This is a genomic window from Micromonospora globbae, assembly GCF_036184225.1.
Classification (GTDB): domain Bacteria; phylum Actinomycetota; class Actinomycetes; order Mycobacteriales; family Micromonosporaceae; genus Micromonospora; species Micromonospora globbae.
Window position 1 is genome coordinate 1,261,740 of the sequence record NZ_CP108084.1, and the last position, 19,235, is coordinate 1,280,974.

Sequence of the window (19,235 nt, forward strand, 5' to 3'; positions counted from 1 at the left end):
ATGGGCGGGACGGCCGCGCCGGGCCGGGTCGACGGGCGGACGCTGCGCTCGGAACGGACCCGTGCGGCGATCGTCGACGCGCACCTCGCGCTCATCGCCGAGGGCGACCTGCGGCCGACCGGGGAGCGGATCGCCGAGCGGGCCGGGATCTCGCTGCGGACGCTCTGGACCAACTTCAAGGACATGGAGACCCTCTTCGAGGCCAGCGGGGCGGAGGTGCTCCGCCGGCAGGACGAGGCCTACCGGCCGATCTCGCCGGCGTTGCCGCTGACGAGGCGGATCGAGGCGTACTGCCGGCAGCGGGCCCGGCTGCTCCAGCTCATCGCGCCGTCGGCGCGGGCGGCGCAGATGCGGGAGCCCGTGTCGGAGCAGTTGCACCGCAACCGCCTCATGCACATCGCCCGGGTGCGCGACGAGGTCGAGACCCTCTTCGCCGCCGAGCTGGCCCGGGCCGGCCGGGGGCGCAAGCAGCTGGTCGACGCGATCGTGGCGGCGAGCATGTGGCCGGCCTGGTCCATGCTCCGCGACGGCCTGGGGCTCAGCGCCGCCTCGGCCCGCGCCGTGATGGCCCGCACCGTGGGCGCCCTGCTGGCCCAGGTCGCCGAGAACTGAGCCATCCCGGCCTCTTTCCAACCCGTTACGCATAGGTGACACTCGATGCATGGTTAGTGCATCAACAGTGCAAATAACCGCGCTGCCGGGCCGGGATGAGGAGTGCGGGGCGATCCGCCGGCTCCTCGGCGATTTGGCCGACGGCGGCGGCGCGCTGGTGTTCCACGGCGAGCCGGGATCGGGCCGTACCGCGCTGCTCGACCACGCCCACCGGCACGCCGACGGATGCGCCGCCATCGCCGCGGCCGGTCTCGCGGAGGAGGCGGCCCTGCCGTACGCCGGGCTGCAACGCCTCCTCGACCCCGTGCTGGACCGGGCCGGCGACCTCCCGGGCCGGCAGGCGCACCTGCTGCGCCGGGCACTGGCCGGCGCGGGCTGCCCGCCCGAGCACCGGCTCGCGCTCTGCCTGGCCGTCCTGGGGCTGCTCGCCGCCGCGGCGCGGGAGCGTCCGCTGCTGTGCACCGTGGACGACGTCGACCGGGGTGATCGCGCGACCGCCGAGACGCTCGCGTTCGTGGCCCGGCGGCTGCGTCGGCAGCGGGTCGCCGTCATCCTCACGACGACCGCCACGCCCCCCGCCGGCCTGCCGACCTACCGGCTGGGCCCCCTGACCGAGCGGGAGAGCGCCGCCCTCCTCGCCGACCGGCTGCCCGAGCCGCCGATCCCTCCGGTGGCCGCGGCGCTCGCCGCGGCCGCCCGCGGGAACCCGCAGGCCCTCGTCGACCTCGCCGGCCGGCTCAGCCCCGCCCAGTGCCGGGGTGACGAACCGCCGCCGGACGCCCCGCCGCCCGACGGCGCGCTCGGACGGGCCTACCGGTCCCGCCTCGACGAACTGCCCGGCGACACCCGGCGGGTGCTCCTGCTCGCCGCGCTCGACGAGGACGGCGCGCCGGACACCCTCGTCCGCGCCGCGCTCGCCAGCGGCACCTCGATCGCCGCGCTCGCCCCCGCCGAGCTGGCCGGGCTGGTCCGGGTCGCGGCGCACCGCGTCACGTTCCCGCACCCCGCCGCCCGGGCCGTGGTGGCGGACGCCGCCCCGCTGGCCGCGCGCCGGGCCGCGCACCGGCGCCTCGCCGGGGTGCTGGACGACCCCGCCCACCGGCTCGGCCGGGCACTGCACCTCGCGGCGGCCGCCGCCGGCCCCGAACCGGGGCTCGCCACCGAACTGGAGCGGGCCGCCGGCCACGACGGCGGACTCCGCGCGTCCGCCGCCCTGGAGCGCGCCGCCGAGCTGAGCGACGACCCCGTGTGCGCCGCGCGGCGACGGGTCGGCGCCGCCGCGTACGCCTGGGGTGCGGGCGACGCCCGGCGGGCCCGGCTGCTGCTGGCCGGCCTCGGGCCGGTGCCGCCGGCCGTCGCCGGGCGGGCCGACCTGCTCCGCGGCGAGATGGAACTGCGCGGTGGCCGGACCCCGGCGGCCATGCGGGCGCTGCTCGCCGCGGCGGACGCGCTGGCCGGCACCGACCGCGCGCTGGCGCTCACCGCGCTGGCGCGGGCCGGCGAGGTGCTCTGCTTCTCCGGCGAGCAGTACCGCTACGCCGACCTCGCCCGGCGGGCCCGCGCCCTCGCCCGCCCCGGAGATCCGCCCGCGACCGAGCTGACCAGCACCTACCTCGCCGGGGTGGGCGCCACGCTGCGGGGCGACCTGGAACAGGCCGGTCCCGCCCTGCGCCGCGTCGTCGTGCGCGGCGGCCAGCTCACCGGGCAGGCGCTCACGCCGGCCGCGCTGACCTGGGCGGCGTCGGCCGGCCTGCTGGTGGCCGTGGACGGCGCGGCCCACCGTCTCGCCGAGCGCGCCGTCGAGCTGGCCCGCGACACGCACGACCTCGCCGCACTGCCCCGCGCGCTGGAGCTGCGGGCCACGGCCGAGTACTGGCTGGGCCGGCACCGGGCGGCGGCGGAGAGCTGCCGGGAGGGGCTGCGCGTCGCGCGCGCCACCGGACAGGTCAACGCGGCCGACGTGCACCTGGGGCTGCTCGCGGTGCTCGCGGCGGTACGCGCCGACCGGGAGACCTGCCTGCGGCGGCTACGCGAGATCCGTGACGAGCCGGCGCCGCACCGCCGGCCCCGGGCGCTGGCACAGTGGGCGCTCGCGGTGCTCGACCTGACCGCCGGCCGGCACGCCGCCGCAGCGACCCGGCTCGCCGAGCTGGCCCGCCCCGCCACCGGCCGGGGGCAGGTCCTCGTGCAGGTGATGGCCACCCCGTACCTCGTGGAGGCCGCCGCCCACCTGCCGCACCGGCCGGCGGCGGCCGCCGCGCTCGCGGTCTTCGACCGCTGGGCCAGCAGCACGGCCAGCCCGTCCCGGCGCGCACTGTCGGCCCGCTGCCACGCGCTGCTCGCCCCCCGCGGCAGCGCCGAGGCCGAGGAACGGTTCCGCGACGCGTTGCGGCTGCACCCGGCCGACGCGGACGCCTTCGAACGCGCCCGCACCGCCCTGCTCTTCGGCCGTGAGCTGCGGCGGGCGCGCCGACGCCGGGACGCCCGGGACCACCTGCACGACGCGTGGGAGACGTTCACGCTGCTCGGCGCGACCGCCTGGGCCGACCAGGCCACCGCCGAACTGCGCGCGGCCGGGGAGTCGGTCGCCGCGCCCGACCCGGCCGCCGCGCGGCTGCTCACCGGTCAGCAGCTGCGGATTGCCCGCCTGGTCGCCGAGGGGGCCACCAACCGCGAGGTCGCCGCCCGGATGTTCCTCTCCACCCGGACCGTCGACCACCACCTGCGCAACATCTTCCACCGGCTCGGCATCCGGTCGCGCACCCAGCTCGCTCGGGCGCTGGACCAGGACGTGCCGGTCGGGGCCCGAAGCGCCGCCGGGACGCGCGTCAGCGCCGGTCCTGGATCAGGGACATGAGCCGGCCGTGCGTCTCGGCGTCGCCGGCCGCCACGAGGCCGCGGACCCCCGGCCCGGCCGGGGTGCCGTCGAGGCCGGTGACCACGCACCCGGCGGCCCGGCACAGCGCGATGCCGGCGGCGAAGTGCACGCTGGCGGACAGGTCGTCGCCGTCGGTGACGTACGCGGCGCGCCGGCCCGCCGCGACCCAGGCCAACGCGAGCGTCGTCGACACGACCCGGGGTCGGAACCACCGCGCGAACCCCGGGTGGGCCAGCAGGTCGACGGCACGGAAGGCGGGCGCGCCCGGGAACGGCGGATCGAGGTTGACGTCCACCAGCCGGGTGGCGGCCGACGGCGCGAGCGGTGTGTCGACGCCGTCGCGGCGCAGCCAGGCGGCCGTGCCGTCGGTGACGAAGACCTCGTCGGCGAACGGGTCGGCGACCGCCGCGGCCCGGCCGGGCAGGGTCACGTTGACGGCCACCAGCATGGTGCCGACGGCGTAGTTCAGCGTGCCGCACAGGGGATCCACCAACCACCGGCGCGCCGCGTCGGCCGCGCCCCGCCGGCCGCCCTCCTCGCCGAGCACCGCGTCCCCGGGCCGGGCGGCGCGGATGACCTCGACGATCCTCTGCTCCGCGGCCACGTCGGCGGCCGTGGCGAAGTCGCCGCCGCCCTTGTCGACGCGGCTCAGCCGCTGGCCGTACATGCTGCGGACGACGTCCGCGCCGGCGCGCGCCGCGGCGACCGCGACCCCGGCGTCGTCGAGGTCCGTCCAAGAGTTGATCATCTGCGGAGCGTATCGGGATGGGACGGGGCGCGAGCGCCGGCCCGACCACACGTCGGCCGGGACCGGCCCGGTCGCCGGGGCCCCGGCCCGTCCGCGTGCCGGTCGCCCGTCCGGGCCCGCCGTCCCGCGTGGTCGTCTACGGCCGGCTCAGGGCACCACGACCGTGCGCGCGCCCTCGCCGCGCGCCATCCGGTCCAGGGCCGCCGTGGCGCCGTCCAGACCGGTGCGGTCGGTGATCAGCGGGGCGAGGTCGAGCGAGCCGTCGAGCACCGACCGGGCCAGTTCGGGCACGTCGCGGTCCGGGTCGGACGAGCCGTAGACCGAGGCGCGCAGCGTACGGGCCGAGTGGAAGATCTCCAGCGCGCCGAGCGGGACGACGTCGTCCTTGGCGCCCATGCCCACCACGGTGACCGTCCCGCCCCGCCGGGCGGCCCGCCACGCGGCGCGGATGGTCCCGCCCCGCCCCACGCACTCGACCGCGTGGTCGGCGCCCCGGCCCCCGGTCCGTTCGCGGACCGCCCTGCTCAGCGAGTCGCCGGAGAGCAGGAACTCGGTGGCGCCGGCCGCGAGCGCCAGCTCCGCCTTGGCGGGGGAGACGTCGACGGCCAGCACCGGGTCGGCGCCGGCCGCCCGGGCCGCGCCCACCACCGCCAGGCCGACACCGCCCAGGCCGATCACCACGACCGACTCGCCGGCGGCCACCCGGGCGGTACGGCGGACCGCGCCGACCCCGGTGAGCACCGCACAGCCGAGCAGCGCCGCGGCCTCGAACGGCAGCTCGGCCGGGACCGGGATCACCGCCGCCTGGGGCACCACCACCTCCTGCGCCAGGGCGCCGAGGCCCAGCGTCACGTGCAGGGGTTCCCCGGCCGCCGTGGCGCCCCGGGCCGCGGCGGGCGCCCCGCCCCGCTCGCAGAGCCAGGGCTCGCCGTGGCCGCAGAACCAGCACCGCCGGCAGGGCGGCGCCCAGTTCAGCACCACGTGGTCGCCCGGCCGCACCCGGGTGACGTCCGCGCCCACCTCGACGGCCACGCCGGCCGCCTCGTGCCCGAGCACCAGCGGGTACGGCGCGGCGAGCGTCCCGTTCACCATGGACAGGTCGGAGTGGCACACCCCGGCGGCGCGGACCGCCACGCGGACCTCGTCCGACCCCGGGGCGGGCAGAACGACCTCCTCGACCCGCGGCCGCTCACCCACCCCGCGGACGACGAGCGCCCTCACCGCTGGATCGACTTGGTCTGGAGGAACTCGGCGAGCCCGTGGCGGCCCAGCTCCCGGCCGATCCCGGACTGCTTGTAGCCGCCGAACGGCGCGAGCGGGTTGAACGGCGCGCCGTTGACGTCCACGGCGCCGGTGCGCATCCGCCGGGCCACCCGCACCGCGCGTTCCTCGTCCGCCGACCAGACCGCGCCGGCCAGGCCGTACCGGGAGTTGTTCGCCACCGCCACCGCGTGGTCGTCGTCGTCCACCGGGATCACGGCGAGCACCGGGCCGAAGACCTCCTCCTGCGCCAGGGCGCTGTCCGGGTCGACGTCGGCGATCACGGTGGGCGCCACGTACCAGCCCCGGTCCGGCACCGGGGCGTCCGGACCGCCGGCGACCAACCGGCCGCCGTCGGCGAGGCCGCGGGTGACGTGGCCGCGCACCCGCTCCCGCTGCGCGGCGGACACGAGCGGGCCGAGCCGGGTCGCCGGGTCGAACGGGTCCCCGAGCCGGTAGCCCGCGGCGACCTTGGCGGCCAGCTCCAGCGCCTCGTCGTACCGGGAGCGGTGGACGAGCATGCGGGTCCAGGCGGTGCAGGTCTGACCGGAGTTGAGGAACGCGTTGCCGACGCCGACCTTCACGGCGGTGACCAGGTCGGCGTCGTCGAGGACCACGTTCGCCGACTTGCCGCCGAGTTCGAGCGCCACCCGGGCGATCCGGTCCGCCGCGAGGTGCGAGATCCGCCGGCCGGTCGCCGTGGAGCCGGTGAAGGAGACCATGTCGACGTCCGGATGCGCGGCGATGGCCTCGCCGACCACCGGGCCGGTGCCGGTGACCAGGTTGACCACGCCCGGCGGGAGGCCGGCCTCGTGGATCGCGTCGAAGAGCAGGTACGACACCAGCGGGGTGAGTTCGCTCGGCTTGAGCACCACCGTGCAGCCGGCCGCGAGGGCGGGGGCGAGCTTCGCGACCACCTGGTGCAGCGGGTAGTTCCACGGCGTGATGGCGCCGACCACGCCGACCGGCTCGCGGACGACGGTGGAGTTGCCGACCGTCTCCTCGGTGGCCGGGTGCGCGGCCAGCTCGACGTAGCTGTGCAGCACGGTGAGCGGCAGGGCCGCCTGGACGCGGGTGGCGAGCTTCAGCGGCGCGCCCAGTTCCAGGGCCACGGTGCGGGCGATCTCGTCGGCCCGCGCCGAGAGGGCGGCGTGCAGCCGGTCCAGGTACGCGGCACGCTCGGCCGGTGGGGTGGCGGCCCAGCCGTCGAAGGCGGCCCGGGCGGCGGCCACGGCCCGGTCGACGTCGGCGGCCGTGCCGGCCGGCACGGCCGCGATGACCTCCTCCGTCGCGGGGTTGTGCACCGGGATCGTCTCGCCGCCGGAGGCGGTGACCCAGCGGCCGTCGAGATAGAAGTCGGTCCGTGCGAGATCCATGGCGCCCCTCACGTACGTCGCCAAACTAGCGCTGCAAGTTTGGACCCTAGTACGCCTCCGCGGGCGGCGGGAGGGGTGGCAGCGGCCCGACCTGGCGCTCGTACGTGCGCGACAGTCCGTCGATGAGCGCGTCGAGGCCGAGCGCGAACGCGCCCTCGTCCACCTGCTGCTGGTGCTCGGCGAGGCGGTGCGCCTGCGTGAGGTGCGGGTACTGCTCGGCGTACAGGCCGGGGTCCTCCACGAACCCGCGGGCGAACGACCCCAGCGCGGACCCGGCCACGAAGTAGCGCATGAGTGCCCCGATGTGGGTGGCCCGGGCCGGCGGCCAGCCGGCGTCGACCAGGCCGCCGTAGACGGCGTCCGCCATGGCGAGCGCCGCCGGCCGGCGCCCCGGGCCGCGGGCCAGGTACGGCACGATGTTCGGGTGCGCGGCGAGCGCGGCCCGGTACGAGTGTCCCCACCGGCGCAGCGCCTCCCGCCAGTCGACCCGGCCGAAGAACGACACGTCCACCTGCGCCGTGATGCTGTCGGCCACCGCGTCGAGGATCTCGTCCTTGGTGGCGAAGTGGTTGTAGAGGGAGGGGCCACGTACGCCGAGTTCGGCGGCGAGCCGCCGGGTCGAGAAGGCCTCCAGCCCCTCGGCGTCGATCAGCGCGGCGGCGGCCTCGACGATCCGCTGCCGGCTGAGCAGCGCCTGCCGCGGCCGGGGCATCCGGTCCTCCTTCCCTCGGTGACGGTGACCGGCGCGGTGTCGCCGTCGGCGGCCACCTGGGCGGTGCCCCGCCGGCCGGTCGCCGGGTCGGTGCCCCGCCGGGGCCCGTCCCGCCGGTCCGCGAGGTCGGCGGGCTGCCCGGTGGTCCGCCGGAAACTCTGCCACAGCGGGTCTGGACTTCATTTAACTTGCACCGCTAGTTTATCTCCATGGACCTGGGTCTCTCCGCGGAACAGGCGGCGGTCCGCCGGCTCGCCGCCGAGTTCGTCGACCGGGAGGTGCGGCCGCACGCGGCGGAGTGGGACCGGCGCGAGTCGGTCGACCCGGCGATCGTCGGGCTCCTCGGCGACCTCGGTTTCCTCGGCCTGACCATCCCCGAGTCCGACGGCGGCTCCGGCGGCGACCACCTGACGTACTGCCTGGTGCTCGAGGAACTGGGTCGGGGCGACTCGGCCGTCCGGGGCATCGTCTCCGTCTCGCTCGGCCTGGTCGCCGCGTCGATCGCCCGGCACGGCTCGGCCGAGCAACGGGCCCACTGGCTGCCGCGGCTCTGCTCGGGAGCGGCCCTGGGCTGCTTCGCGCTCACCGAGCCCGACAGCGGGTCGGACGCCGCGGCGCTGGCGACCCGTGCCGTCCGCGACGGCGGCGACTGGCTGCTCACCGGCACGAAGACGTTCATCACCAACGGCACCACGGCCGACGTGGCGCTGGTCTTCGCCCGCACCGGCGGGCCCGGTCACCGGGGCATCACGGCGTTCCTCGTGCCCACCGACAGCCCCGGGCTGGCCCGGCGGGAGATCCACGGCAAGCTCGGCCTGCGCGGCCAGGCCACCGGTGAGCTGCGCTTCGACGGCGTACGGGTGCCCGACTCCGCCCGCCTCGGCGAGGAGGGCGGGGGCTTCCGGCTGGCGATGGCCACCCTCGCCAAGGGGCGGATGTCGGTCGCCGCCGGCTGCGTCGGCATCGCCCAGGGCTGCCTGGACGCCGCCGTCGCGTACGCCGCGCAGCGCACCCAGTTCGGCAAGCCCATCGCCGGCCACCAGCTCGTGCAGCAGATGATCGCCGCCATCGCGGTCGACACGGCCGCGGCGCGGCTGCTCGTCTGGCAGGTGGCCGACCTCCTCGACCGCGGCGAGCCCTACGCCACGGAGGCGTCCATGGCCAAGCTCTTCGCCAGCGAGGCCGCCGTGCGCGCCGCCAACAACGCCGTGCAAATCTTCGGCGGGTACGGCTACATCGACGAGTACCCGGTCGGCAGGTACCTCCGCGACGCCCGCGTCACCACCCTCTACGAGGGCACCAGCCAGATCCAACAGCTCCTCATCGGCCGCGCGCTCACCGGCGTGAGCGCCTTCTGACGAGGGGGAAGCCCCCACCCACCACCCGGAGGAACCATGGACTTCGCGCTATCCGACGAGCAGCGGGCCATCCGCGACACGGCCCGCGACTTCATCGCCCGGGAGGTCATGCCGCTGGAGCAGGAGCTGCTGCGGCGGGAGCGCGCGCACCGGCCCGGCCTCGACCGCGGGGAGCTGCGCGAGCTGCAGCTCAAGGCGCGCAAGTTCGGCTTCTGGGGCCTCGCGACGCCGGAGGAGTACGGCGGCATGGACCTGCCGGCCGTCACCCAGTCGCTGATCTGGACCGAGATCGGCCGCTCGTTCGTGCCGTTCCGCTTCGGCGGCGAGGCCGACAACATCCTCTTCTACTGCAACGAGGAGCAGAAGCGGGAGTACCTGCTGCCGACCATCGAGGGCGAGCGGTCGAGCTGCTTCGCCATCACCGAGCCGGGCGCCGGTTCGGACGCCGCGAACATCCGGCTCAGCGCGCGCCGCGACGGCGGTGACTGGGTGCTCAACGGCGAGAAGACCTTCATCACGGGCGGCAACGAGGCGGACTTCGCCATCGTCATCGCCGTCACCGACCCGGAGAAGGGCGCCCGCCGCGGCGGCGCGACCGCGTTCCTCGTGGACCGGGACATGGGGTGGCGCTCGGAGTTCATCCCGACGATGGGCGAGGGCGGCCCGGCGTCGCTGGTCTTCGACGACGTGCGGGTGCCCGAGCGGAACATCCTCGGCGAGCTGGGGCAGGGCTTCGCGCTCGGGATGGAGTGGATCGGCAAGGGTCGCTACACCATCCCGTCGCACGCCGTCGGCATCGCCGAGCGCGCGCTCGGGATGGCCATCGCGTACGCCAACACCCGCGAGACGTTCGGCCGGCCGATCGGGGAGAACCAGGCGATCCAGTGGATGATCGCCGACTCGGAGACCGAGCTGGAGGCGGCCCGGTGGCTCATCCTGCGTGCCGCCTGGACGGTCGACCAGGGCATGGACCCGCGGCACGCGTCGTCGATGGCGAAGCTCTACGGCGCCGGCATGGTCAACCGCGTCGTCGACCGGGTCCTGCAGATCCACGGCGGCATGGGCTACACCCGCGAGCTGCCGATCGAGCGGTGGTACCGGCAGGTCCGGCTCTACCGGATCTTCGAGGGCACCGACGAGATGCAGCGGCTCATCATCTCCCGCGACCTGCTGCGCGGCTACACCAAGCTGGGAGGGCACCTGGCATGAGGACGTTCGCCTCCGTCGACGAGCTGGCCGGCGCGGTCGGCGAGACCCTGGGCCCCGGCCCGTGGCTGCCGATCGACCAGAAGCGGGTCGACCTGTTCGCCGACGCCACCGACGACCACCAGTGGATCCACGTCGACCCGGAGCGCGCCGCCGCCGGCCCGTTCGGCGGCACCGTCGCGCACGGCTACCTCACCCTGTCGCTCCTGCCGGCCCTGGTCGGCGGGCTCTGGCGGGTCGGGGGCGTCGGCATGGGGGTCAACTACGGCCTCAACCGGGTGCGCTTCCCCGCGCCGGTGCGGGTCGGCAGCAGGGTACGGGCCAGCGCCACGCTCGCCGACGTCTCCCCGGTCGACGGCGGCGTCCAGGTGGTCGCGGCGGTCACCGTGGAGAGCGACGCGGGCGGCAAACCGGTCTGCGTCGCCGAGACCGTCAGCCGCCTGTACCGGGAGGTGGCCTGATGACCGCGCTGTCGCTGGCCATGGTCCTGGCCGAGTCGGCCCGCCGGCACGCCGACACCGTCGCCGTCGTCGACGGCGACATCCGGGTGACGTACGCCGAACTGTGGCTGGAGGCGCGCAGCTACGCCGCCGGGCTGCGCGAGCTCGGCGTCGCCCCGGGCGACGCGGTGGCCCTGCTCGCCCCGAACGTGGCCGACTTCCCCCGCGTCTACTACGGCACGCTCGCCGCCGGCGCGGTGCTGGTGCCCGTGCACCTGCTGCTCACCCCGGACGAGGCCGCGCACGTGCTGCGCGACAGCGGGTCGAGCGTGCTGGTCTGCCACACCTCGCAGCTCGCCCTCGGCGCCGCGGCGGCGCAGGCGGCCGGCGTACGACTCGTGACGGTCGGTCCGGCCGTGCCGGGCGCTCCGGCGCCCCGCCTGGAGGACGCCGGCGAGACCGTGCCGCCACTGCCGTCGTACGTCACGCGGCAGGCCGAGGATCCCGCGGTGATCCTCTACACGAGCGGCACCACCGGGGTGCCCAAGGGCGCCGTCCTCACCCACGTCAACCTCGTCATGAACGCGGCCGTCAACGTCTTCGACGCCAACGACTCGCGCAGCAGCGACGTGGTGCTCGGCTGCCTGCCGCTGTTCCACAGCTTCGGCCAGACGGTGGCGATGAACGGCACGTTCCGCATCGGCGCGACGCTGGTCCTGCTGGCCCGGTTCACCGGTCCGGAGGCCATCGACGTGATGCTGCGCGAGGGCGTGACCGTCTTCCACGGCGTACCCACCATGTACGTGGCGCTGCTGGAGGCGGCCCGCGGCCGCGGCGAGCTGCCCCGGCTGCGGCTGTGCATCTCCGGCGGCGCGTCGCTGCCGGTGGCCGTGCTGGAACGCTTCCACGCCGCGTTCGACACGACGGTCTACGAGGGGTACGGGCTGTCGGAGACCTCCCCGGTGGCGACCACGAACCAGCCGCACTTCGGCACGCGCGCCGGCACCATCGGGCACCCGATCTGGGGTGTCGAGGTGGAGATCGCCCGCGCCGACGTGGACGACCGGATCGAGCTGCTCCCGGCCGGCGAACTCGGCGAGATCGTCATCCGGGGTCACAACGTCTTCGCCGGCTACCTGGGCCGGCCCGAGGCCACGGCCGAGGCCATGGTGGACGGGTGGTTCCGCAGCGGCGACCTCGGCCGCAAGGACGCCGACGGGTTCGTCACGATCGTCGACCGGAAGAAGGATCTGATCATCCGGGGCGGCTTCAACGTGTACCCGCGCGAGGTGGAGGAGGCCCTCGCCCGGCACCCGGCCGTCGGCCAGGTGGCGGTGATCGGCCTGCCCGACCCGCGCCACGGCGAGGAGGTCTGCGCCGTCGTGGTGCCCGACCCGGCGGCGGACGTGCCGAGCGAGCAGGAGCTGATCGACTGGGCGCGGGAGCACCTCGGCCGGCACAAGTACCCGCGCCAGGTCCGGTACGTCGACGCGCTGCCGATCGGTCCCAGCCACAAGGTGCTCAAGCGGGAACTCCGCCGCGCCCTGGCCCCCGCCCCGCCCGCGTAGAACTCACTCCTCCCGGTGGTCCTCGTCGTCCGGGATGATCGCCTCGCGCTGCTCCAGGGCGTCCGCCGGGTTCGCGTCCTCGGGCAGCCAGGTCAACGAGTCCTGCTCGCCCGGTGGCGGCGAGCCCTGCTCGGCGACGTCCGCCTCGCTGGCCTCCACCGGCGGGGTGGTCGGGGTGACGTCCTGCTGCGCGTCGTCCACCACCGGCTGGCGCTGCTCCAGGGCGTCGGCCTCCGGCGGTTCGCGCAGCGGGTCGTCCGGGTCGACGGTCATCTCGCATCCCTCCGGGCACATCGGTGGTGGGTCGCCTCCTTAGTTCCCCGATGACGCGCCGGAAACCCGGGCACCGGGGGTGAAGAGGACACGGGCGCCGGGTACCCGGGCCCATGCCCGAGGGCCACCTCATCCACCGGTACGCGCGGGAGCAGCACGCCGACCTCGCCGGCCGGGTGCCGCGGCTGTCCAGCCCGCAGGGCCGCTTCGACCCCGGCCCGTACGCCGGCCGGACGCTGCGGGCCGTCGAGGCGTACGGCAAGCACCTGCTGTACCACGTCGACGACCGCCCCGTGCTGCACGTGCACCTGGGCATGCGCGGCCTCTGGCTGCGGTACGACGACCCGGCCGTGCCGCCCCGCGCGGGGGTGCGGCTGCGGCTCGCCACGGACGCCGTGGCGTACGACCTGATCGCGCCGATCCGGTGCGAACCGCTCCCGGCCGACGGCGAGCGGGCGCTGCGGGCCTCGCTGGGCCCGGACCCGCTGCGGGCCGACGCGGACGCCGACGAGGCGGTACGCCGGCTGGTCGCCGCGGGCGGGGCCGTCGGGGCGGCGGTGCTCGACCAGTCCGTCTGGGCGGGCATCGGCAACGCGTGGCGGGCCGAACTGCTCTTCCTGGCCGGCGTCGACCCGGACGCGCGCGGCGTCGGGCCGCAGACCGCGCGGCGGCTCTGGGAGCTGGCGGTGCGTCACCTGGCGCTGGGCCGGGACGCCGGGCAGGTCGTGAGCGACCCGGCCGCGCCCGACGAGCGGTGGGTCTACAAGCGGGAGGCGTGCCGGCGCTGCGGCGCCCCGGTGCGTCGCTGGACCCTGGGCGGCCGCACGGCGTACGCCTGCCCCGTGGACCAACCCACCTCGTCGATCTTGCACTAACCGCCCCGACAAAGCCGGGCCAAAGGGGCGTCACGGGGGCCGAAAGTGCAAGATCGCGGGGGAGTGGCCGGCGCGGGCTAGGTTGTTGCGCTAGCTAGGTAGTGGCGCTAGGGTCTGGCCGTGATCTTTCGAGCGGTGGGCCGGCCGGGATGAACCAGGAACGGCGGGCGCAGTGGCTGCGCGGGGTGCTCGACCTGTGCGTGCTCGCGCTGCTCAGCCGGGGCGAGTCCTACGGCTACGAGCTGTCCCAGGCGCTGCGGGCCCACGGGCTGGGCACCGTGCAGGGCGGCACCCTCTACCCGGTGCTGCTGCGGTTGCAGCGCTCCGGCCTGCTCACCGCGCACTGGCGGGAGGGCGAGACCGGGCCCGCCCGGAAGTACTACCGGATCAGCCCGGCCGGCAGCGCGGCGCTGCGCGCGGCCGCGATCGACTGGAGCGCCTTCGCGGCGAGCGTGGGCGCGATACTGAGCGAGGAGCCGAAGCGGTGAACCACAACGCCTGGCTCGCCGCCCTCACCGGCGAGCTGCGCCGGCACGGGGTGGGGCCCGACCTGACCGGTCACGTCGTCGCCGAGGCGGCCACACATCTGGCGGAGAGCGGCGAGTCGCCGCTGCGGGTCTTCGGCCCGCCGGACGCGTACGCCCGGGCGGTCGCCGACAGCCTCGGCGGCCCCGACATGCGCCCGCCGCGACGCCACCCGGGCCCGGTGCGGCTCGCGGCGCGGGGCATCACGAAGCGCTACCGGGGGCGGACGGTCCTGGACCGGGTCGACCTGACCGTCCGGGCGGGGGAGATCGCGGCGGTGGTCGGCGCCAACGGCGCCGGCAAGAGCACCTTCCTGCGGATCTGCGCCGGCCTGTTGAGCCCGGACGCGGGCACCGTCGCGGTGCACGGCACGCTCGGCTACTGCCCGCAGGACGGGGGCACCGCCGAGTTCCTCAACCCCGACGAGCACTTCGTGTTGATCGGCGCGGGCCGGGGCCTGGGCCGGGCGGCGGCCCGGCGGGCCGGTCGCGCGGGCGCCGCCGCGCTGGAGTGGACGCCGCCGCCGCGCACCCAGGCGCGGCACCTCTCCGGCGGCACCCGGCAGAAGCTGAACCTCGTCCTGGCCCGGCTCGGCGAGCCGGACGTGCTGCTGCTCGACGAGCCCTACCAGGGCTTCGACCGGGGCACCTACCTCGACTTCTGGCACGAGGTGTGGCGCTGGCGCGACGCCGGCAAGGCCGTCGTGGTCGTCACCCACCTGCTCAACCAGCTCGACCGTGTCGACACCGTCCTCGACCTGACCGCCTCCCGGGAGCGCGACGCATGACCAGGATCCTCGTGGTCGCCGAGACCGCCCTGCGTGAACTGGTGCGCCGCCGCACCGTGCTGATCATCCTCCTGCTGTTCCCGCTGGCCTTCTACCTGAGCCGCCGCGGCGACCACCTCGGCCAGTCGATCCGGTTCGTCTGCCTCGGCCTGGGCTGGGCGCTGAGCACCGCCGCCCTCTTCGCCGGCAGCGCGGCGCGCGGCATCGAACCCCGGCTGCGGCTCTCCGGGTACGGGAGCCTGCACCTGGTGCTCGGGCGGCTGCTCGCCCTCTGGACGGTCGGCGTGCTGCTGTCCGCGCCGTACTTCCTGCTCATCCTCGTCGACCAGCACGACGTCCGGTACGGCGCGATCGCCCTCGTCATGGCGCTGACCGTGCTCGTGGCCGTCCCCTTCGGCCTGCTGCTGAGCGCCGTCCTGCCGCGCGAGCTGGAGGGCACGCTCGTGCTGCTCACCGTGGTGGGCCTCCAGATGGTGATGGACCCGGCCAGCACCGCCACCCGGGCGCTGCCGTTCTGGTTCAGCCGCGAGATCGGCACGTACGCCATCGACCACACCGACGGCGGCTACCTGACCCGCGGCCTGGTCCAGGGGCTGTCGTTCGCGGTCGCCCTCACGCTGCTCGTCGCGGTCGCCGCCGCCGTCCGGCTGCGGCAGCGCCGGCACCTGCGGTTCGCTTAGGGCAGTCCGCGGTCGATTTGCGGGGTCGACGACATCGGGTGCTCTCGCGGCGATGAGTTCGCCGGCACCGGCAGGTCTACCTCCCGACCGACACCACCCACGGAGCGGGAGTACGACATGGGCCTCATCCACATCGAGCTGTTCACGACCCTCGACCTCGTCGGGCAGGCGCCCGGCGGCCCTGACGAGGACCCGGCGGGGTTCCCGTTCGGCGGCTGGCAGGCGCCCCTGCTGGACGAGGTATCCGGGGCGCAGGTCGGCGCCGCGTACGAGGGCACGGACGCCCTCCTGCTCGGCAGGCGGACGTACGACATCTTCGCCGCCTACTGGCCGCACCACGAGGGCGGCGAGGACAGCGAGATCGCCGCGCTCTTCAACCGGATCCCGAAGTACGTGGCCTCCCACGGCCGGCCCGACCTGTCGTGGGCCGGGTCCACGCAGCTCGGCCCGGACCTGGCCGCCGCGGTGCGCGAGGTCCGGGACCGGCACGAGCACGTGAAGGTGGTCGGGAGCCTGAACCTCGTGCAGACCCTCCTGCGCGAGAAGCTCTTCGACCGGCTCGATCTCTGGGTGCACCCCATCGTGCTCGGCGTCGGGAAGAAGGTGTTCGACGGCGGCGCGGTGCCCACGAACCTCACGCTCCTCGAACCGCCGGCATCTAGCCCGAAGGGCACCGTGTACCTGCGCTACGGGCTCGCCGACGGCACGCCCGGGACGGGGGACATGAGCGCACCCGACCGCGGCGTCGGGAGCGGCGACTGAGGCCGACGCCGTGCCGGGTCAGCCCCGGGTCCGCGCCAGCAGCGCGACGACCTCCTCCGTGGTGCCGGTCTCGCCGAGCCGCGGGAAGATCCGCTCCACGCTGGCGCGGTGCCCGTCGGCGTCGAGGTCGGTCATCGCGTCGGTGGCCAGGGTGACGTGGTAGCCGTGCTCGTACGCCGCCCGGGCGGTCGACTCCACGCCGATGCTCGTGGCGATGCCGCCGAGCACGATCTGCGTCACGCCGCGGCGGCGTAGCTGCAGGTCGAGGTCGGTGCCGTAGAAGGCGCCCCAGTTGCGCTTGGTGACAACGACGTCGCCCGGGTGCCCGGTCAGCTCGTCGACGAGCGTGTCCCAGCCCTCCGGGCGGGTGCCGGCCGACCGGCGTTCGGTGCGACCGGGCGCGGCGTCCGACCCGTCCGGGGCGGTGGTGACGCGGACCAGCACGACCGGGAGGCCGTGGGCCCGGAAGGCGTCGGCGAGCCGGACGCCGCGGGCCACCACCTCGGCCGCCGGGTACGGCGCGGTGGGGGCGGCCACGATGCCGCGCTGGAGGTCGACGAGGACGAGCGCGGTGCGCGGGTCGAGCGTGGTGAGGGCCATCGGGTGTCCTTCCGGTTCGGGTGGTGGGCGGCGGGTGTCAGCCCGGAGCCGGCGCCCCGTCGGGCGCGCCGATCCGGCGCAGGGAACGGTCCAGCAGGACGACGAGCAGCAGCAGCGCGGCGCTGGCGACCATGACGAGCGCGAGTTCGTGCAGGCCGTCGGTGGCGGGCCGTCTCCCGCGCCGCCCGTGGTGGGGTGGCGCGGGTGGTCACGACCCGGTCAGCCGGTCCAGCAGGGCCAGCGCGCGCACGATCGTGCGGCGCTCGGCGTCGGTGTACCGCTCCTGCAGCATCCGGGCCAGCCACTCCTCGCGGGCCTGCCGGTCGCCCCGCACGGCCGCCCAGCCCGTGGCGGTGAGCGAGACGAGCTGGCGCCGACCGTCCGCCGGGTCGGGCGTGCGCGCGACGAGCCCCTGCTCGACGAGTGGCGCGAGGATCGCGGCCATCGACTGCGGACGGATCCGCTCGGCGGCGGCCAGGTCGCTGGCCGACGCCGCGCGCGTCGTGGCGAGCCGGCTCAGCACCGAGGTCTGCGAGGCGGTGAGGCCGCCCCGGTCGGGCACCTCGCGCAGCCGGCGGCGGAGTCGGCTGAACACCACCCGCAGCTCGTGCGCGGCGCGCACGGCGTCGGAGGAGAGGTCGGGACCGGCCACACCCGCACGCTAGAACCGTCAGCCTGGACTGAGCCGTTCAGACTGACGGTTGTGAGGCGTGGAACACGCCCGGTCAGCGGGCCGGGTGGGCGGCCGCCGCGTGGCCCGCCGGCCCGAACGCGGTGAGGAAGCGGTCCCGGAAGGCGTCCATCGGCCAGACCGGCGCGTCCGGCCCGGGACGCAGCCCCTCCTGCCAGCCCCAGCCGGCGATCCGGTCGAGGACGGCCGGATCCCGGGCCACGACGGTGACCGGCACGTCCCGGCCGGCGTGCGGGCCGGTCACCACCGGAGCCGGCTGGTGGTCGCCGAGGAACACCAGCACCAGGTCGTCGTCGCCGTACGTCTCGACGTACGAGACCAGCGTCCGCAGCGAGTACGCGATCGCCCGCCGGTAGCCCGCCCGCGCCTCGGCCCGCCCCACCGTGTCCCCCGGGAGCGTGTCCCGGGCGGCGGCACCGGCGAAGACCGAGCCGTCGCCCACCTCGTCCCAGCCGATCAGGCGGGGCACCTCGGTCCAGGGCGAGTGGCTGGAGATCAGCGGGATCTCCGCCATCACGGGCCGGTCGGCCGGCGCCCGTTCGGTGCGCTCGAAGGTGGCGAGCGTGTACTGGTCGGGCATCGGCGCGTACGCGAACGTCGGACCCCGGTAGCCGAGCCGCGCGGTGTCGTAGTAGCCGTCGTACCCGAAGAACGCGCCCTCCGGCCAGGGTTGCGTGGCCGCCGGCATCACCCCGACGGTGCGCCAGCCGGCCCGCCGGAACGCGCCGTTGAGGGTGAGCCGGTCGCTGGCGAGCAGCGACCGGTGCCGCTGTTCGTTGTCGACCCAGAGGCCGGACAGGAGCGTGTCGTGCGCCAACCAGCTGCCGCCACCGGCCGTGGGGGAGGTGAGGAAGCCGCTGCGGGCCGCGTACCCGTCCGCCCGCAACCGCCGGTAGCCGGCGTCGAGCACCGGACCGACCTCGGCGGCGAGCCCCGGATCCTCGATCGCGCTGCGCCCGTAGCTCTCCACGAACGCGAGGACCACGTCCTTGCCGCGCAGGCCCGTGAGCAACTGGTCGCCCGGGGTGTCGGCGAACGGGTCGGCGGCGATGCGGGTGGCGAACGCGCCCCGGTCGCGCAGCCGCTCCCGGACCTCGGCGGCGTGCGCCCCGACGAGGGAGCTGGTCCCGCTGTCGGCCACCGGGACGCCGAACGCCGCGCACGCCACCCAGACCACGGTGAGCGCGGCGACCGTCCGGGTCGCGGCCCGGTCGTGCCGCGCCACCAGCCGGGCCACCCGCCGCAGGGCGAGCGTCAGGAGCACCAGCAGCGTGCCGGTGAGCAGCACCGCGCCGGCCGCCGCCGCGAGCGCGCCGGCCCGCCCGGCCGCGTCGCCGAGGAAGCCGACCGCGTCGTCGAGCAGCGCCCAGTCCAGCACCAGGTCGAACGGCCGGTCCAGCGCGGCGTGGAAGCCCAGGTCGGCGACCTTCAGGACGGCCAGTACGCCGAGCGCCGGCCCGGCGGTCAGCACGGCCACGCGCCGCCCCCGCGCCGGCAGGGCGAGCAGGAGGGCGAGGCCGAGGAGCGCTTCGAGGGGGATCCGCAGGAACGTGCCGGCCGAGAGCCGGTCGGTGCGGTCGGGCGCGAGCAGGACGGCGAGGACCAGCAGCCCGGCGAGTGCGGTGAGCGCCCCGGAGGCGACGCGCCGCCACCTCCGGCCGGCACCGGCGTCCGGGACCGGAGACGGCACCACCTCCGCGGGCGGTGCCACCGGCGCCGCATCCGCCGAAACCGAGGCTGGCGCAGCCTCCGCCGGAACGGCCGGCGCCGTCTCCACCGGAACCGCCGGCGCAGCCTCCGCCGGAATCGCCGTCTCCGTGGGCGCTGTCGTGGGTGGCCGGCGCCCGCCGGCGCGCCCCGGAACGCCGCTGCCGTCCCGCCGCG

At 76.0% G+C, this 19,235-nt stretch carries 19 protein-coding genes; 11 read left to right on the top strand and 8 right to left on the bottom strand.

Annotated elements, in window-relative coordinates; genetic code table 11:
• Both OG994_RS05585 and OG994_RS05590 read left to right on the top strand, forming a co-directional pair.
• On the top strand, nt 1–612 hold the full coding sequence (locus tag OG994_RS05585) for a TetR/AcrR family transcriptional regulator (RefSeq protein ID WP_328853670.1): 612 nt from the start codon (nt 1–3) through the stop codon (nt 610–612).
• A 67-nt stretch (nt 613–679) separates the two neighbouring features.
• Nucleotides 680–3,469, top strand: a complete 2,790-nt coding sequence (locus OG994_RS05590; protein ID WP_328852419.1) for a helix-turn-helix transcriptional regulator — start codon at nt 680–682, stop codon at nt 3,467–3,469.
• Here the strand turns inward: OG994_RS05590 and OG994_RS05595 are convergent.
• The 4 genes from OG994_RS05595 to OG994_RS05610 all read right to left on the bottom strand — a co-directional run bounded on the left by OG994_RS05595 (nt 3,441) and on the right by OG994_RS05610 (nt 7,586).
• Complete coding sequence (locus OG994_RS05595) at nt 3,441–4,238, bottom strand: inositol monophosphatase family protein (protein WP_328852420.1); 798 nt, start codon at nt 4,236–4,238, stop codon at nt 3,441–3,443. The genes OG994_RS05590 and OG994_RS05595 overlap by 29 nt on opposite strands.
• A 147-nt stretch (nt 4,239–4,385) precedes the next feature.
• Nucleotides 4,386–5,459, bottom strand: a complete 1,074-nt coding sequence (locus tag OG994_RS05600) for an alcohol dehydrogenase catalytic domain-containing protein (RefSeq protein WP_328852421.1) — start codon at nt 5,457–5,459, stop codon at nt 4,386–4,388.
• Entirely contained in the window at nt 5,456–6,874 is a 1,419-nt protein-coding gene (locus OG994_RS05605; RefSeq protein WP_328852422.1) for an aldehyde dehydrogenase family protein, read from the bottom strand. Before OG994_RS05605 ends, OG994_RS05600 begins: the two co-directional genes overlap by 4 nt.
• A 46-nt stretch (nt 6,875–6,920) precedes the next feature.
• Complete coding sequence (locus OG994_RS05610; RefSeq protein WP_328852423.1) at nt 6,921–7,586, bottom strand: TetR/AcrR family transcriptional regulator; 666 nt, start codon at nt 7,584–7,586, stop codon at nt 6,921–6,923.
• A gap of 209 nt (nt 7,587–7,795) precedes the next feature.
• Here OG994_RS05610 and OG994_RS05615 point away from each other — a divergent pair, with 209 nt between their 5' ends.
• From OG994_RS05615 to OG994_RS05630, 4 genes are read left to right on the top strand one after another with little or no spacing between them, the layout of a single operon-like run.
• Complete coding sequence (locus tag OG994_RS05615) at nt 7,796–8,944, top strand: acyl-CoA dehydrogenase family protein (RefSeq protein ID WP_328852424.1); 1,149 nt, start codon at nt 7,796–7,798, stop codon at nt 8,942–8,944.
• A gap of 36 nt (nt 8,945–8,980) precedes the next feature.
• Nucleotides 8,981–10,153 (top strand): acyl-CoA dehydrogenase family protein, encoded by a 1,173-nt coding sequence (locus tag OG994_RS05620; protein ID WP_120326351.1) that lies wholly within the window; start codon nt 8,981–8,983, stop codon nt 10,151–10,153.
• Nucleotides 10,150–10,611: a MaoC family dehydratase gene (locus OG994_RS05625; protein WP_328852425.1), complete on the top strand. Its 462-nt coding sequence runs from the start codon at nt 10,150–10,152 to the stop codon at nt 10,609–10,611. The genes OG994_RS05620 and OG994_RS05625 overlap by 4 nt, the downstream gene beginning before the upstream one ends.
• Entirely contained in the window at nt 10,611–12,158 is a 1,548-nt protein-coding gene (locus OG994_RS05630; protein ID WP_328852426.1) for a long-chain-fatty-acid--CoA ligase, read from the top strand. Before OG994_RS05625 ends, OG994_RS05630 begins: the two co-directional genes overlap by 1 nt.
• Nucleotides 12,159–12,161: 3 nt before the next feature.
• Here the strand turns inward: OG994_RS05630 and OG994_RS05635 are convergent, their stop codons facing one another.
• Nucleotides 12,162–12,431 (bottom strand): hypothetical protein, encoded by a 270-nt coding sequence (locus tag OG994_RS05635; protein WP_328852427.1) that lies wholly within the window; start codon nt 12,429–12,431, stop codon nt 12,162–12,164.
• 113 nt (nt 12,432–12,544) lie between these two features.
• On the opposite strand from OG994_RS05635, the gene OG994_RS05640 reads away from it, so the two are divergent.
• From OG994_RS05640 to OG994_RS05660, 5 genes are all read left to right on the top strand, one after another.
• The gene (locus OG994_RS05640) at nt 12,545–13,306 is read left to right on the top strand and encodes a DNA-formamidopyrimidine glycosylase family protein (protein WP_120326347.1); all 762 of its coding nucleotides are present in this window, start codon (nt 12,545–12,547) and stop codon (nt 13,304–13,306) included.
• 149 nt (nt 13,307–13,455) lie between these two features.
• Nucleotides 13,456–13,794, top strand: coding sequence for a PadR family transcriptional regulator (locus OG994_RS05645; RefSeq protein WP_120326346.1), 339 nt, complete (start codon nt 13,456–13,458; stop codon nt 13,792–13,794).
• Nucleotides 13,791–14,618 (top strand): ATP-binding cassette domain-containing protein, encoded by an 828-nt coding sequence (locus OG994_RS05650; protein ID WP_328852428.1) that lies wholly within the window; start codon nt 13,791–13,793, stop codon nt 14,616–14,618. Before OG994_RS05645 ends, OG994_RS05650 begins: the two co-directional genes overlap by 4 nt.
• The gene (locus tag OG994_RS05655; protein ID WP_120326344.1) at nt 14,615–15,298 is read left to right on the top strand and encodes an ABC transporter permease; all 684 of its coding nucleotides are present in this window, start codon (nt 14,615–14,617) and stop codon (nt 15,296–15,298) included. Before OG994_RS05650 ends, OG994_RS05655 begins: the two co-directional genes overlap by 4 nt.
• 117 nt (nt 15,299–15,415) lie before the next feature.
• Complete coding sequence (locus tag OG994_RS05660; protein WP_328852429.1) at nt 15,416–16,060, top strand: dihydrofolate reductase family protein; 645 nt, start codon at nt 15,416–15,418, stop codon at nt 16,058–16,060.
• An 18-nt stretch (nt 16,061–16,078) separates the two neighbouring features.
• Here the strand turns inward: OG994_RS05660 and OG994_RS05665 are convergent, their stop codons facing one another.
• From OG994_RS05665 to OG994_RS05675, 3 genes are all read right to left on the bottom strand, one after another.
• Nucleotides 16,079–16,660, bottom strand: coding sequence for a hydrolase (locus OG994_RS05665; RefSeq protein WP_328852430.1), 582 nt, complete (start codon nt 16,658–16,660; stop codon nt 16,079–16,081).
• Nucleotides 16,661–16,868: 208 nt separating this feature from the next.
• Complete coding sequence (locus tag OG994_RS05670; RefSeq protein WP_328852431.1) at nt 16,869–17,312, bottom strand: MarR family winged helix-turn-helix transcriptional regulator; 444 nt, start codon at nt 17,310–17,312, stop codon at nt 16,869–16,871.
• Nucleotides 17,313–17,385: 73 nt separating this feature from the next.
• Nucleotides 17,386–19,062, bottom strand: coding sequence for a sulfatase-like hydrolase/transferase (locus OG994_RS05675; RefSeq protein WP_407942565.1), 1,677 nt, complete (start codon nt 19,060–19,062; stop codon nt 17,386–17,388).
• Nucleotides 19,063–19,235 lie beyond the last annotated feature (173 nt).